The organism is Alginatibacterium sediminis, from assembly GCF_003610775.1.
Taxonomy (GTDB): Bacteria; Pseudomonadota; Gammaproteobacteria; order Enterobacterales; family Celerinatantimonadaceae; genus Alginatibacterium; species Alginatibacterium sediminis.
Genome location: NZ_RAQO01000012.1, coordinates 153,534 through 168,990 on the forward strand (window position 1 = coordinate 153,534; position 15,457 = coordinate 168,990).

A 15,457-nucleotide genomic window follows, 5' to 3' on the forward strand; every position below is an offset into this window, starting at 1 on the left:
GGTTTGATCACGAAAAACATCACTTTTCAGCTCGGAAAATAGGAGAACATGGTCTACAATTTCGTGAAAGCGCTTACATGAGATGCGCATTGTCAATCCGCTATACTTTTGCTTGTTACTTTATCCACAGTAAAAGTTTGGCCGCTAGCTGAAAGGTTCACTATGTTAGACCAATATTTAAGTCACGGAAGCTACGCAGGTAAAGTTTCTAAACTCATGCAAGCTGGGCTTGCCGATGATTTCAAACAACCTTGGTACACACCTCTTGATACCTCTCCAGATAGCACTGGTATTGCATTGGGCGGTATTGGCAGTTGCTACACTTTAACCCCCGCCGGTACGACCCCGGTGTTTAATTTGTTACCAGGAATACAGGTTCGAGATAGCAGCCATGACGGTTTGCGCCTTGAAGACTATTACTTTTCGCAATACAGCTGCGATAAACAAGAGCTGTATATCGTCAACTTTTCCGATTTTTGCCAACGCTTAAAGTTTTATCCATTATTCAATGCCCTTGAGCAAGCGCTACTCAATGCCTTCGAAGACAGCCCTGAACGTAGCCTTGAAAAACTAAATACCGCACTTGAAGAAAGTCACTTTTACTCTTGGAACCGTGCTTCATTAAGTCGTTGGCGCATTGAGCTATCAGAGACAACCCAGCGCTTGCTAGCAGACCCTAAATCCAGTGTCATCGAACGCAATCGAGCCTGGATTCTGGATTATTTTGATGGCGCAATTGGAATCAAGAGCGAGCAGCAAAGTAGCTTAACGACAGACTGGCATCAAGAAAGCTACTTGGGTCAACAAGCTTGGCCTAGTGCTGAGGTTGATTATGAAGCGCTCTACCCAGTCGCACGCCAGGGCTTTAACAACGAAGATGGGATCAGTATTAGTAAGTACCACTATAGCCCTATCGTTGCTGGCAACGCTGAAATGTGCGCGCTGCCAATTTCCTTTACTCGAATTAAGCTAACCAATAACAGTAAACACACCCGTCACTTTAATTTAGTTCGTTGCTTAGAAAACATATGTGGCTATCAAGTACTCAAAGATAGACCCGGTATTCAAGACGCTAGTTTTACCTTGGTTAGAAGCGCTAAAAACCAAAACACTAGTGTTCATAATGACCAACTGCCTGGACACAAAATCAAGCACCTGGTACAGCAAGGCGAATCAATGGAGCGCAGCGACTTTGCCGGCGAAGTGTGCATGAGTATTAGCGCCCCCGATAGTTGCTGTATTAGCGCTAAGCCCTACTTTTATTCTTGTCATCAAGAACGGGTGGTATCTGGAGCGCTGGCTAGCGGCCACATTAGCGAGCACTTTGATGTGGGTATCCATTGCGGACGAGAGCTTAGTAGTTCGGCACTTTGTGTCAGCGGTGAACTTGCTCCAGGCGAAAGTGTAGAAGTACTATTTAGCTTAAGCCTAGACTTCGCAAGTATCAATCTGCCTGGCTTACAGAGCCAAAAGAACTACTGCTTACAGTTTCCAAGTTCTAAGCAGCGCGCCCTAAATATCGCTCAGTTTGCACTGCGCCATGAAGCTAAACTTCGCAGTGACTTTGTCGATCAGTTAGAACGTTTATATCCAAACAATGTCGCAACTCAAATCAGCGAACAACCAGCCCAATCCAAGCGCATGAAAACCTTAGCACTTAACACCTTGTCATTTCTGGCTGAGGCGACGGTTTGGGATTGCGAACAACGCTTCTTGGTGCGTGAGTGTGCTGATTATCCCTTCTTCAACTCGCTTGATGTCTACTTTTACGGATCCTTTGGCTTGTGCGCTTTGTTACCACAACTTGACGGTATGGTCATGCGTCATTTTGGCCAAGCCATCATTGCTAGTGGCAACGATGTCCGCCGTCATCACGAATATGTTGGGCACGACTATGCGGATTTGCCGAGTCCAAAATTGGAAGGTCCGCGCTCAGTCTTTGGCGCCGTTATCCACGATTTAGGCAGCCCTTTTGATGCGCGTCCAGATGCCTACGACTGGCACAACGTTAAAGAATGGAAAGATCTAGCACCGAAGTACATTTTGATGGTACTGCGCCATTATCGCTTAACCGGTGATGTTAGCGTGATCACTGACTGTTGGAACGCTTGTAAAGCCGCCATGCAGCATTTACGTGCAATGGTTGAAGATGGTCAGCAGTTCCCTCTAACCCGCGGCACAGATGACACCTTCGACAATTTATCTTCACACGGTATCTCTGTCTATTGTGGCTCCTTGTGGATAGCTGGATTGCAAGCTTACGCTGAAATTGCGTCTTTGATGGAGCAAACCGCCTTGAGTAGTGAGTACCAACTGCTTGCTGACAGTGCCCGCATCGAATTCAATACCGCGCTATGGGATGAAGATGAAGGTTACTATCATTTCTATGTCACACCGCTGCAAATGGAAGATGTACAACTGCATAAACGTGACCAATTAGAGTTTGCGCTAAAATCATCGGTACACGCCCAGAGCTTAAATTGGACACAGGTCCAAGACGATGCCAGCTTTATTCGAGCCATCAATCAATGGCTGCATACAGACCACCAATGGACCACCGAGGAATACCAAGCTCTTGAGTTGCTTTGGAACATGCATTGCCAAGAAGCATGGCCACAAACAGCCAATCGCCGCCAACGACGCTGCATGAGAAAACTGGCCTTGCTTGCCTCCGGTGATTTTTGGAACGCCAGCTTCTATAACAAAATCCGCAACGATAGCGATGACAGCTTTGCCGATCAATTACTGGCTGACAGTTACTGCAACCTATTAGGTCTTAAAGCAATCGCCAGTGAGCAACAAAAAGTTCGCAGTCTTCAACGGGTGTTCGATATCAATTTTAAAGCCAATAGTGCCCGCATAGGCGCTGCAAATTTGGTTGGCCTCAATGGTGAACCCAAGGAATGGTTTAACTTTCAAGCGCACGATGTTTGGATTGGGGTTCAATACTCTTTGGTTTGCGCCATGTACGAAGTTGGACTTAATGAACAAGCGTTAGAGCTACTAGAGGCCAGTTATCAGAACTTATACGACGATGCACGCATACCATTCGCAGCCCCCGAAGGATTTAACGGAACCAGCCGTATTGAGCTTGAAAAATTAACCGGATTTGCAATCCCTGCCCAGAGCCTGCTTGAACAACTACAAAGCTGCGGCTTGGTACTAGACGACCGACGTATTAGCGCCGAAATCCCTCGAGATTTCGAAGCCTATAGCGCAGTAGTCAGTAGCATCGACTTAAGCGTTGATGAACAGCAACGCTTGTTCCAATTGCTGCATCACACTGGGCTGCGTTATACCGCTGGGCGCTACTTTAGACCAGGCATGATTTTCGCTTTACCTATGCTACTAGGTTCAGCCTTAGCTTAATTCACATTCAATTTAATTGAGCGGCAGGCGTCGCTCCTTTGCTCCGAGGTTACTATGTCACAGCAATATGGCTACTTTGATGATGCCAACAAAGAATATGTTCTTAATACCCCTAAAACGCCAATTAAGTGGGCTAACTACGTTGGAACTCTTGATTTCGGTGGTCTTATTGATTGCACCGGCGGCAGTTTGATTTGTAAGCAAGATCCTGCCCTTAACCGAATTACCAAGTACATTGCCCAGATGCCTCAATCTGAGTTTAAAGGCTCAACCATTTATGTTCGCGTAAAGACCAAAAAAGGCTATCAGGTTTTTTCTCCCTTTTTCGCGCCAACGCTTACACCATTAGATAGTTTTGAGTGCCGCGTTGGTCTTAGCTACAGTCGTTGGACTGTTGAAGCTCATGGCGTTCGTATTCAAATCACTGTGTTTGTACCGCAAGGCTCGCATACTTTAGCCCAAGACATTCAAGTAACGAACATCAGTGATGACGTACTCGATGTCGATGTTATTCCTGTATATGAATTCACGCACTTTGATGCATTAAAGCAACTGGTTAACGCCGATTGGGTTCCACAAACCATGACCCTTAAAGCTCACAAGCAAGACAGCGGTCATTTAGTGCTTGAGCAATATGCGTTTATGAAACGCGACATGGCTATTAATTATGTTAGCTGCGATCGGCCGGTAGACAGTTTTGATGGCGATAGACGCGTATTTCTTGGTGACAATGAATTTGGCTCTTGGGCCCATCCTTTGTCGCTCGACAATGAGCATTTAAGCAACTCAGAGTGTGATCGTGGTGACAATATTGCTGCCTTAATGATCAAGTTAGGTCAGCTTTCTCCAGAGCAAACTGAGCGTACCGTTACTCAATTGGGCCAAGCGGACAGTGTGGCTGCAGCGCAAGATGAAATACAACGCTACCGTCAGCATGCGAACATTGACGCCGCTTTTGAAGAGCTCAGTGAGTTTTGGCAAGACTACTTAACCACTATGGTAGTTGATACGCCTGATGCCGCCATGAACTCCATGCTAAACGTACACAATCCACGTCAATGCCATACCACCAAAAACTGGTCGCGATACTTGTCTTTGTATCAACTCGGTTATGGCGCCCGCGGCATCGGTTTTAGAGACTCATCGCAAGATCTCTTGGGAGTTATGTCACACATGCCTCAAGAAGCGCGCGAGTTTGTTGAACGCCTATTGTCGGTTCAAAATCCGAATGGCAGTGCCATGCATCAGTATTTCCCATTAACGATGGAAGCCAATGAAGGCGATTCTCGTGACGAAGAACACTTGCCAGATTACTACGGTGATGATCATTTATGGAGCGTACTGGCGGTTTGCCAATACTTAAAAGAAACTGGAGACCTAGAGTTTCTAAACAAGTCGATTCCCTTCTATAGCAAAACCCTTGCATTAGAAGAACGCGAGCAAGGTAGCGTATACGAGCACATGCTTCGCGCGTTGGAGTTCACTTGGAATAACATTGGCCAACATCAGCTACCACTGCTGGGTTTTGCCGACTGGAATGATACCGTTAACTTGCCGACCGGCGCGGAGTCATTATTTGTCGCTAACTTGTTTGGTAAAGCCATCATTGAGCTGAGTGAAGTTTGCCGCGCTATCGATGACACTGCCAACCTTGAGAAAATCCAAAGCTACCACGCCATTATGAAAGAGCGAGTGAACCAGCATGCTTGGGATGGTCAGTGGTGGGTTCGCTACTTCACTGACAAAGGTGAGCCGATTGGTTCGTCTAAAAACCAGTATGGGAGTATCTATACTAATGGTCAAAGCTGGCCAGTAATCTCAGGATTTGCAGATGGCGAGCGTATGCTTAGCGGCTTGCAATCGGTATTTGACAAGCTAAACACAAAATATGGTATTAAGCTATCAGGCCCTGGCTACAATGGCTTTGATCCCGATTTAGGTGGCGTGAGTACTTATCCTCCAGGCGCTAAAGAGAACGGTGGTATCTTCTTGCACTCTAACCCTTGGGTGATGATTGCAGAAACGATTGCTGGCAACGGCGACCGCGCCTTTGAGTACTACAATCAGATTAATCCGGCGTCACACAATGAAAATCTAGACATTTTTGAATCAGAACCTTATTGCTATCCACAGAACATTTTGGGAGACGAGCACAAGCAATTTGGTATGGGTCGTAACGCCTGGTTGTCCGGTACGTCGTCATGGACCTATGTTGCTGGCACCCAGCACATACTAGGCATTCAGCCCAGCTTGCAAGGCTTGCGAATTGACCCTTGTATTCCAAAGTCTTGGGAAGGCTTCAAGGTAACGCGCATGTTCCGCGGTGCGAAATACCAAATTGAAGTACTCAATCCTAAGCATGTAAGCAAAGGCGTTGTTAGCGTTTCACTAAACGGTGAGTTGATTGATGGCAACACCCTGCCGATAAGTAATAGTGGAGAGCATAACGTTGTTGTGACCTTAGGTTAAGCGCTTGGCACTCTAAGCAAAAAGCCAGTCAAATTGACTGGCTTTTTTGTGTCTATACGAAGTTGCTAGAGAACAAGCTATACGGGACGCTCTATGACTGGCAAGTACTAAAGCTTATTTGACCTGTCGTTTTTGCTTGTTGGTAAATATCAGCACACACCGGCGGAGACAAGACCCGTAAACTCATTCAGGTTTAAGGATACTTGGCTGGCATTTCCTTCATTGTAATAAGTAATGTCACCGGAGTTTAAGTTGTACACGTACGTTTCCCCAAGTTGTGTAAGACTCATCGTTGCTAGGGTCAATTAGGTCTTGGGGAACTTTATTACCAAAGTCGAACATGGCTTTCATTTTTCCACGCACATCTATCCACTGTGCATCCGCGTTATCAAAATTGGTATTGGCTGTGGCATACAAGCCTCTTACATTGCGGTCCGCAGAACTAATCGAACCAGGCAGTGCAGAAGAATCATTCATATCAAAGGTTTTTACGTAGGCGCGATGATCTTGTTGTAGTGGCGCATTCGCCATCACCCGCAAATCACTGTCGACATCACCTCGATGCATCAACATTTCGCCGCCTTCATTGAGCTGGAACAAGGCTATATCGCCTGACTTATCTTGAACAGAGAAATGGAAGCCATGCTGCACGCCACCAATGCCGGTTATCCACGCCGTTTGAAAACGGCCAGCTTCAAAGAAGTCGACAACTTCTTGTACATTAGCGAACAAGCACTAGCACTAGCACTAGCACTAGCATTACCAAAAAAGCCAATGCTAGTTGTGGCAACGATAGCCAATACGATAATTGATTTTTTCATGATACGTGCCTCTAAACAATGTGGGAGTTGAGTTCTATGGATTGGACGTTATATCCAACATGCGTTCATTACGACGCATCTACTATCTTGTACTCGAATAGGTAGTGACATTTCTAGCACCGCTAAAGCCATCACTGCGCTAATGTCTCATTGTTTGTTAATATAGATGAATACCTCTTTGTCCAATCATGGTGACCTTTGTCCTTTAGCTTTCGCCTCGCAAGCCTCAACCTGCTTAATTTTGCAGCGCCTCCCCATGCCAGCTACGAAGCGCTGAACATACTTGATCAGCAACAGTGGCAGCATAAGTGGGACTGGACCGCTAGCATGCTTGAACAGCTGCAAGCCGACATTATTGGTTTTCAGGAGGTGTTTAGTATTGAGCAACTGCAAACACTCGCCGGACAACACGAGCTAGGTCATTTTGCTTGCGTCGATACCCCAAACTTGGAACATGACTACATTTTTAGTGACCCGGTGGTCGCCCTAGCAAGTCGCTATCCCATTATAAGCGCAGAAGCAGTTCAACCTTCTCCACAACTGCTCGAACAATTGGGCTTGAGTAGTTTTGGTTTTAGCCGCCAGGTGCTGCGTTCAATTGTTGATGTACCGCACTTAGGGCGAATGCGCATTTACGTATTACATCTTAAATCTGGCCGCTCTATGCTAAAAGATGAACTCAAGCTCGTTGAAACCCCGAGCCACGATTGGTTCATAGCCCAACAGTTAGGCCGCAGTTTGTCGCAAGTGCAACGTCAACATGAAGCCTTAGTGTTACTGGCTGATTTCGCCAAACAACAGGCCGATTGTGAATTGCCAACGGCAATTATTGGTGACTTTAATGACCATGAGTTATCCCCGGTATTGGAAACCTTCGCTAAAGGAAAACGGCCGCCGTTTATAGGTATTGAACACAAACATTTAAGCCATCAGATCCATAGCTATGCTCAGCAAATAAGCCTGCATTCTATGTTTGATATCAGCGAGCTGCCCTCTCACCCGCGACCCACTCACTACTGGGGGCCTCACGGACAACGGATCGACCATATATTGTTATCACAGGAGTTTGTGAGCAGCAGTGACTTTGCCTTGGCCGGCGTCACTAATGCAATGGTTTTTGACCGTCACTTGCTTAACAATCAGTTTGAGCGTGATCGCCAATGCTCAGACCATGCGGCGATCTGCGCGCAACTGCAAGTGCGTGAAGTGAGCGAGTAGCGCAGCTTTAGCAAGCTGTTTTCAATGCTATTGATACCGTTGGTACAAAGAAAAGCCTAGCTTGAGTTGCTAGGCTTTTGCTTTATTGCTTCTATCTATTGACGAAAACTCAGAGCATTGAGGGTAACCACAGTACAATACTTGGGAACGCAATCAGCACTGCGATTGTCGCTACGTCTGCAACAAAAAACGGACTAGCCCCGCGGAATACATCTTGTACAGATATATCTTTGCGAACGCCGGCTACGACAAAGCAGTTGAGACCAATTGGTGGCGTGATTAAACACAGCTCAGCCATTTTGACCACAATAATACCAAACCAAATGGCGCACCCCACACCTGAGACGCCAAATGCAGAGTCTGCTGCGCTCACCATTTCACCACCATTTAGCGCAATTACCGCTGGATAAACCACGGGTAAGGTCAGCAGTAACATACCGATGGCATCCATAAACATACCCAGTACCGCGTAGCCCAACAATATAAAGATGAGAGTCAGCATTGGCGCTTGGTCTAAATTTGATATCCAATTTGCGAAAATTGTGGGTAGGTCAGCAAAGCCAAGGAAGCGGACGTAAATTAGTACTCCCCAAATAATGGTGAAAATCATTACCGTTAGCTTGGCAGACTCCATTAATGCGCTGCTTAATTGTTTCCAGCGCATGCCGCGATACCAAGCCATACTTAATATCACAAATGCACCTAAAGAACCGGCTTCGGTGGGGGTGCCTACGCCGCCATAGATACATACAAAAATAATGATAACAACAAAGAATATGGGGAATGTTGCCGGTAAACTCTCAAAGCGTTGTTTCCAAGTAAATCCTCTAACTGGCGGTCCTAGGTCAGGTTTGAGCAAGGCCAAACCAACCACTAAGCCGCCGTAAATAACTGCCGACACGATACCCGGTAAAAACCCTGCCATAAGCAGCGTTCCAACGTCTTGTTCTACAATAATTGCGTAGATAACCAAAATTGCCGACGGGGGTATTAAGGACGCTAAAGTACCACCCGCAGCCACAACTCCGGCGGCGAAACGCTTGTCATAGCCCAGTTTGAGCATTTCAGGAATCGCAATCCGCGCAAATACTGCCGAGGTCGCAACGGATGCGCCCGAAACGGCTGCAAAACCCGCCGTTGAAAACACCGTAGCCACGCCAAGGCCGCCTGGCAACCAACCAACCCAACGCTTGGCTGCTTCAAATAAGGCTTTGGTTAATCCCGCATGATAGGCCAAATAACCAATCAGAATAAAGGTTGGGATCAGCGATAGTGATAGAGTCGTCGCTTTCGAGTGGGGAATAGTACCAACCATTTTGACCGCCACCATAAACCCGCGTTCAAATCCCATTTTGCTGGCAAATATCCAAACGAGACCAATAAAACCTGCGCCCGCAGTAGCAAATGCAACCCTAACCCCAATCACAACTAAAAACAGCATAAAACCGGATACGACAAGGCCAATTTCAAACTTCTCAGCATTGCTAAAGAACTCAAGCATCATTTTTCTCCTGTGCAGTGTCTTGACTATTAGCAACACTGCTTTGCACTGATTCAGCTTCGCGGGCAGCTTGAGTAGCCGCATCTTCAATTAATGGAACCGCAACTGGCGCTTCCAGACTGTAGCGAATAGCGCGTCCATAAGCCCAAAGTTGCAACATCAAACGGATAGCCAATAAGCTAAGGGCAAACGGGATCATCAATTTGGCTGGCCATATAGGTAGGCCAACATCCATTGAGCTATCACCATTTTGAAACGCGCGCAAAAAATGAAGAAAAGAACCGTAGATAATAACTAACGTTATAAACAGCATGAATAGAACGGAGGCAAATTCCGCAATCCAAATTCGCGGAACTTTAAGTTGAGCTAGGAATATATCCATACGAATATGCCCGCCTTCGCGTTGGCAATAAGCTATTCCGGCAAAGGCAAAAATCGCCATGAACTGTTCTACCCAGTCGATGTAACCCATGACTGGAAGATTGAACAACCAACGCCCAAGAATATTGCACACAGCTAGAAGAACTAGCATTAAAATGGTAATGCCACCGACTAAAGTCAGAAAGCTTTCAAGACGAAAAAAAAGTTGATCGCTGCGACTTAACAACGACTGATCGGTATTAATTGTAGAGGCACCTGCCATAGCACTGAACTCCTAGCATCCATGTTTGGAATCAATTGGCTATGATTATTTGTTAATCAAATCTGCATTACAACTCATTTTGTTTACAATATGTCAGCATTTAGACTTTTGTCTAATACACAAGACGCAGCTTGCACCAAAGTAGCGCAAGTTATTGAGGAAAAAGACTATTTGTTAATCATCTCTGCGCAAGTAGCAATAAAAGGTTATTGCTACATAAACAACAAAGGGAGCCAGAGGCTCCCTTTGTTACAATGCCGGCGAAGCGTTAGGCTTCTACATTGTGATACACGTTTTGTACATCATCACAATCTTCTAGCATACCTAGAAACTTGTCGAAGGTTTCTAGGTCTTCACCTTCAAGTGTGACAAAAGTTTGCGGCACAAAGGTAATTTGCTCAACATCTAAATTAAGATCTGGGTAGGCCTCACTCAATGCTTTTCTAACGTTTCCGTATTCAGTATGCGGAGCAAAAACGGTGACAACGCCATCTTCGACTTCGACATCAGTGACGTCAACATCTGCCATCATTAGCACTTCTAACACTGCGTCTTCGTCGTCACCCGCAAAGGCAAAAATAGCTTGATGCTCGAACATATGTGCAGCACAACCCGGACTACCTAATTTAGCGTCGGTCTTGACAAAACATTGACGTACTTCAGCATAGGTTCGTTTGTTGTTATCGGTTAAGCAATCTACAATCACCATACTTCCACCGGCAGCATAGCCTTCATAACGCGCCGCTTCGTAGTCTTCGCCAGCGCCGCCACGAGCCTTCTCCAAAGCTTTTTCAATCACATGTGAGGGCACTTGATCCTTTTTGGCGCGCTCCACTAAACTCCGCAATTGAACATTAGCGTCTAAATCTGCGCCGCCATTTTTACCAACTACGTATATTTCTTTACTGTATTTTGAATAAACCTTTGTTTTCGCACCCGCGGTTTTGGCCATCGAGGCCTTACGCACTTCGTAACTACGTCCCATAACACCAAACTCTATTTTTTATTAATCTGCGCTGATTTTAACAAGATAAACCGGAGTCTCAAGCCGATAAGCACAAAAGCGTAAGAAAATAGTGAGCTAAACCCGCAAAACCATGGAGAGAACAATTGAAGCCTAGGAGATCTGACGTTATATTTTAACAACCAAAACGGATTTTGGGACTAAACTAAATATAGAACGCCAAAATTAGGATACATCTATTACTACTCCTCAAGTTGAACCTTTTGCATTAGCTGGTGAGCAGCTCGTTATCGACGAGACAATTTACTTGCACGCTCTAAACCAAACTGGAGCTTACGTTTTCGTAAAAGATGAAAATCGTTACTATCGCTATCTTAGTGACAGTGCGCTAAATGCTTTTGGATTAAAGCACATCCCGCCGGGGCTGCGCGATGAAGACGTTTTTAGTAGTAAACACTACAGTAGTATCAAAGAAAGCGACCTATCGGTCCTCGAATTTGGATTGCACATTGAATCTGAAGAGGGGCTGATCATCGATACCATCGAGCGTCGTTTTATTGTTAAGAAAAGCCCTATTTATTCGGCTAGCGGGAAAATCATCGGCGTTTTAGGCGTATCTACCGATGTGACTGTTAATTCACAATTGCAATCCAAGATCCAAAAGCAGTCGCGCTCAGACCAGCTAACTCGTGTGTTTAATCGGCGTCATTTTTTTGAAACCTCAATGCACCTAATCTCTATGTACAAGCGCAAAAAAGTACCCTTTTGTGTTATTGGTATTTCACTCGATAACTTTAAAGAACTCAACAACGAGCAAGGTAACTTTTATGGCGATATGATTTTAGAAGACGCCGCTTATTTAATCAAAAAACAAGTACGTGAGTACGATATCGTGTCCCGTATTTCTGGAATAAAGTTCGCTATATTGCTACCTGATACACAAATGGAACAAGCCTTACTATTGCGCCAAAGGATAATGCAAAGTCTCAAAGATTATGATTTCGATAATAGCGTGCGTGTTCACCCTAGCTTTGCCGCTATTGAAGTAAGTAAAGACATCAACACGGCCGATGACATTTTTGATAAAATCGAATCCAAGTTAAAACTGTAACTTCAAGCATTAAAGCGCAGCTGTTACTGGCTATTTTTTAAACAATTACCTGAAATTTGCACATAAACTTTAAGTCCACGCTGAAAAAGACACTATATAGAGTAGAAGTTAAGCACTTGTTTGCTACTATCCGCCAATAGAAGACGGTTTAATCCATAGCCAAGGCCAAAGGACTGTTGTAGACCCCCATGAAGAACAAAATACTGATCATTGAAGACTCCTCTACAGTCTCTCGTCTACAACAAACTATCGCCTTCCAATCAGGTTACGAAGTAGACGTTGCCATGAGCTTGCGCGAAGCCGCAAGTTTGGTCAAAAACAGCCCACAACCTTACTTTGTAGCTATAGCTGACTATGTTTTACCTGACGCAGCTAGGGGGGAGAGTATCGATTTTTGTATTCGAGAAAACATTCCGACTATTGCAATGACTGGCCTACTCTCGAATGCGATCAGAGAGCATATTCTTGAGCGTGAAGTTATTGATTATATTCCTAAAGAGAACATACAGGCCTTCGACTACTTACGTAAGCTTTTAGTGCAACTGCAAAAGAATGCTAGTATTAAAGTGTTGGTTGTCGATGATTCTATAGCAACGTTAAACTACATCACTACGCTTCTTGAACGTCACTATTTTAACGTTTTTAATGCCAACAATGGCGTTGAAGCGCTAGAGATGACCGAGCAACATCCTGATATAAAGTTGGTTATCACTGACCACGAGATGCCAGAGATGGATGGGGTTAGTTTAACCACCCATTTACGTAAGAATTTTAGTAATGAAAATATGGGCATAATTGGTGTCTCGAGCAGTGACAATAAAGCCTTATCTGCTCGTTTTATTAAGAATGGTGCTAATGACTATTTAGCGAAACCTTTTTGCACCGAAGAATTTTACTGCCGGGTATTGCAAAACATCACTTTACTCGAACAAGTTGAAACCATACATCGCCAAGCCAACACCGACTACCTAACCCAGCTTCCAAATCGCCGATATTTCTTCCATGTTTGCAAAAACATGATTAACAAACGCCCCAGTACAGAGCGTATGTTTGCCATTATGGATATCGATCACTTCAAATCTGTCAACGACCGCTATGGGCACGACATTGGTGATATCGTACTGCAACATAGCGCCACCTTATTGCAGCGTCATTTCGGCGAACAATGTATTGCTCGTTTTGGTGGAGAAGAGTTTGTAGTGTTTTTTGAAAACACCTCCCGTAACGAGGCGTTAAGAGTGCTTGAAGGATTTCGGGTAGATTTACAAGATACAGCGGTATCGGTAGTTCAAGCTACCGTAAAAGTCACGGTCAGCATAGGATTTGCCAGTTCACACAATTTAGGGCTTAATGAGCTGATTAAAATAGCTGATCAACGCCTTTACACCGCAAAAGAAATTGGCCGAAATCAGATTGTCAGTAGTGACTAACAACACGGATTTGTCGAAGTCTAAGCCTAATGAAAAAACTTCTTTTTGTATTACTTGCAATTATGGTGACTTGGGATTTACTCAACTCGCAGCCTCAGGACTTAAGTGGTTCTGTCGCACTACCTGATCACAATCCTTTCATGCAAACTGTGAATGACTTTAAAGTTAAAATTTTTGGTGAAACCATTCCAGAACGTTGTGATGGTCGTTATCGCTGTCTAGAAATGCAAACATTAGAGGAAGCCGAGTTTTTCCACGAATTTTGCCCCGATACCAATTTCGACCCCGATAACGACGGTAAGCTTTGTGAACTTAGGTTTTGATCCTAATTTCCTAACTAATTAGACAAACAATCATTTTCGAACCCCTTAGTGTTATAACGTTCACAATTTTTATCCTAAAAACCATATACAATTGATTTGTAACGTTACGATTATTGATGGAGAAGTTTAATGCAGTTTCCAAAAGAGTTTGTATGGGGCGCCGCAGCAGCAGCGTATCAAATTGAAGGAAATACTCTAGGCATCGATGGCTGCGGAGAATCAGTTTGGGATATGAGCTGCCGTCAGGACGGGTTTGTTAAAGGTGCAAATACCGGCTCTATAGCTTGCGATCATTATCATCGCTATCCCGAAGATGTCGCCATCATGAAACAGATTGGCCTGCAAGCTTACAGACTAAGCATTATGTGGCCTCGGGTAATCCCTCAAGGAACAGGGGCGGTCAATCAAAAGGGGCTGGACTATTATGACAAACTCATTGATGAGCTCTTGGCCGCTGGCATAGACCCCTGGGTTACTCTCTTTCATTGGGATTACCCTTTAGCCTTGTTCCATCGCGGTGGTTGGCTTAATCGTGACTCAAGTGACTGGTTTGCAGATTACAGCCGAGTTATTGTGGAAAAACTATCTGACCGCGTAAAACATTGGTTTACGCTTAACGAGCAAGCCTGCTTTATTGGTCTGGGTCATCAGTCTGGTAATCACGCTCCTGGCATCAAACTACCGACACGAGAAGTCAATCAAGCTTGGCACAATGCGCTTATGGCCCATGGAAAAGCTGTCCAAGTTATCCGACAGTATTCTAAACAAGAAGCCATGGTTGGCGCAGCTCCTTGTTTTCGAACGTCTATTCCAGCAAGCCATAACCCACTAGACATCGAAGCGGCGCGTAAGGCATGTCAGTCGGTTATCGATACAAGTATGTTCAACGTAAGTTGGTGGATGGACCCGGCGATTAAAGGGCACTACCCCGAAGACGGTCTGGAGCTGTTTGGAAAAGACGCGCCAAAAGTCGAAACCGGTGATATGGAGATAATTTGTCAGCCTTTAGACTTTGCAGGTTTTAATTGTTACCAATCAGCAACCATTAAAGCCGACAGCGACGGTTTACCTGAGCATGTTGAATATCCGAACGACTACCCTAAAACTTCTATTTCATGGCCAGTCACACCCGAAGCTCTGCGCTGGGGAAGTCAGTTTTTGTACGAACAATACAAGCTACCGATTGTCGTGACAGAGAATGGCCTGAGCCTCAATGATTGGGTCAGCTTAGATGGCAAAGTGCATGATCCTAAGCGGATTGATTTCCTCAATCGCTACTTGTTAGGGGTAAAACAAGCCATGGACGCCGGCGTAGATATCATGGGTTACTTTCAGTGGTCCATTCTGGATAACTTTGAGTGGGCCGAAGGCTATGGAGAACGTTTTGGCCTGGTTCATCTTGACTATGCAAGCCAAAAAAGAACCATTAAAGATTCAGGGTTTTGGTATCGCGACGTCATTGCTAGCAATGGACAGCTCCTCGGGGAGTCCGACCCAATGCAGCACTGGCCGAGTGTCGACGGTTTTAACCATAACATTCGCTGAAGCTTGAAATTTTGCCCACTGCTCTAAAACTGCTATCGTTGCACGATAAATGGATAGAGCTGT

At 45.1% G+C, this 15,457-nt stretch carries 11 protein-coding genes; 7 read left to right on the top strand and 4 right to left on the bottom strand.

All coding sequences use genetic code 11. From position 1 onward, the window contains the following. Window positions 1-162 precede the first annotated feature (162 nt). Complete coding sequence (locus tag DBZ36_RS19475) at window positions 163-3,369, top strand: GH116 family glycosyl hydrolase (protein ID WP_120356654.1); 3,207 nt, start codon at window positions 163-165, stop codon at window positions 3,367-3,369. 54 nt (window positions 3,370-3,423) lie between these two features. After that, window positions 3,424-5,838: a GH36-type glycosyl hydrolase domain-containing protein gene (locus DBZ36_RS19480; protein WP_120356655.1), complete on the top strand. Its 2,415-nt coding sequence runs from the start codon at window positions 3,424-3,426 to the stop codon at window positions 5,836-5,838. A 237-nt stretch (window positions 5,839-6,075) separates the two neighbouring features. Here the strand turns inward: DBZ36_RS19480 and DBZ36_RS19485 are convergent, their stop codons facing one another. After that, on the bottom strand, window positions 6,076-6,570 hold the full coding sequence (locus DBZ36_RS19485; protein WP_147395049.1) for a hypothetical protein: 495 nt from the start codon (window positions 6,568-6,570) through the stop codon (window positions 6,076-6,078). Between the two features lie 287 nt (window positions 6,571-6,857). On the opposite strand from DBZ36_RS19485, the gene DBZ36_RS19495 reads away from it, so the two are divergent. Then, a complete protein-coding gene (locus DBZ36_RS19495; protein ID WP_120356658.1) occupies window positions 6,858-7,877 on the top strand; it encodes an endonuclease/exonuclease/phosphatase family protein in 1,020 nt (339 codons plus the stop codon). Between the two features lie 109 nt (window positions 7,878-7,986). Here the strand turns inward: DBZ36_RS19495 and DBZ36_RS19500 are convergent, their stop codons facing one another. The 3 genes from DBZ36_RS19500 to DBZ36_RS19510 form a co-directional block, all read right to left on the bottom strand. Next, window positions 7,987-9,381: a TRAP transporter large permease gene (locus tag DBZ36_RS19500; RefSeq protein WP_199711931.1), complete on the bottom strand. Its 1,395-nt coding sequence runs from the start codon at window positions 9,379-9,381 to the stop codon at window positions 7,987-7,989. Then, window positions 9,371-10,021 carry a TRAP transporter small permease subunit gene (locus DBZ36_RS19505; RefSeq protein ID WP_120356659.1) on the bottom strand — a complete coding sequence of 217 codons (651 nt, stop codon included), beginning with the start codon at window positions 10,019-10,021 and terminating at the stop codon, window positions 9,371-9,373. The genes DBZ36_RS19500 and DBZ36_RS19505 overlap by 11 nt, the downstream gene beginning before the upstream one ends. A gap of 268 nt (window positions 10,022-10,289) precedes the next feature. Next, window positions 10,290-11,006 carry a YebC/PmpR family DNA-binding transcriptional regulator gene (locus tag DBZ36_RS19510; RefSeq protein ID WP_120356660.1) on the bottom strand — a complete coding sequence of 239 codons (717 nt, stop codon included), beginning with the start codon at window positions 11,004-11,006 and terminating at the stop codon, window positions 10,290-10,292. A 286-nt stretch (window positions 11,007-11,292) separates the two neighbouring features. Here DBZ36_RS19510 and DBZ36_RS19515 point away from each other — a divergent pair, with 286 nt between their 5' ends. The 4 genes from DBZ36_RS19515 to DBZ36_RS19530 all read left to right on the top strand — a co-directional run bounded on the left by DBZ36_RS19515 (window position 11,293) and on the right by DBZ36_RS19530 (window position 15,394). Beyond that, window positions 11,293-12,096: a GGDEF domain-containing protein gene (locus DBZ36_RS19515; RefSeq protein ID WP_120356661.1), complete on the top strand. Its 804-nt coding sequence runs from the start codon at window positions 11,293-11,295 to the stop codon at window positions 12,094-12,096. 188 nt (window positions 12,097-12,284) lie between these two features. Then, a complete protein-coding gene (locus tag DBZ36_RS19520; RefSeq protein ID WP_120356662.1) occupies window positions 12,285-13,526 on the top strand; it encodes a diguanylate cyclase in 1,242 nt (413 codons plus the stop codon). A 29-nt stretch (window positions 13,527-13,555) separates the two neighbouring features. Beyond that, on the top strand, window positions 13,556-13,849 hold the full coding sequence (locus DBZ36_RS19525; RefSeq protein ID WP_120356663.1) for a hypothetical protein: 294 nt from the start codon (window positions 13,556-13,558) through the stop codon (window positions 13,847-13,849). Between the two features lie 129 nt (window positions 13,850-13,978). After that, window positions 13,979-15,394 (top strand): GH1 family beta-glucosidase, encoded by a 1,416-nt coding sequence (locus DBZ36_RS19530; protein WP_120356664.1) that lies wholly within the window; start codon window positions 13,979-13,981, stop codon window positions 15,392-15,394. Window positions 15,395-15,457 lie beyond the last annotated feature (63 nt).

Bases quoted from the DNA above. Each gene is read 5' to 3' on its own strand.
- DBZ36_RS19505 (WP_120356659.1), bottom strand. From the start codon at position 10,021: ATGGCAGGTGCCTCTACAATTAATACCGATCAGTCGTTGTTAAGTCGC.
- DBZ36_RS19500 (WP_199711931.1), bottom strand. From the start codon at position 9,381: ATGATGCTTGAGTTCTTTAGCAATGCTGAGAAGTTTGAAATTGGCCTT.
- DBZ36_RS19480 (WP_120356655.1), top strand. From the start codon at position 3,424: ATGTCACAGCAATATGGCTACTTTGATGATGCCAACAAAGAATATGTT.
- DBZ36_RS19520 (WP_120356662.1), top strand. From the start codon at position 12,285: ATGAAGAACAAAATACTGATCATTGAAGACTCCTCTACAGTCTCTCGT.
- DBZ36_RS19525 (WP_120356663.1), top strand. From the start codon at position 13,556: ATGAAAAAACTTCTTTTTGTATTACTTGCAATTATGGTGACTTGGGAT.
- DBZ36_RS19475 (WP_120356654.1), top strand. From the start codon at position 163: ATGTTAGACCAATATTTAAGTCACGGAAGCTACGCAGGTAAAGTTTCT.
- DBZ36_RS19530 (WP_120356664.1), top strand. From the start codon at position 13,979: ATGCAGTTTCCAAAAGAGTTTGTATGGGGCGCCGCAGCAGCAGCGTAT.
- DBZ36_RS19510 (WP_120356660.1), bottom strand. From the start codon at position 11,006: ATGGGACGTAGTTACGAAGTGCGTAAGGCCTCGATGGCCAAAACCGCG.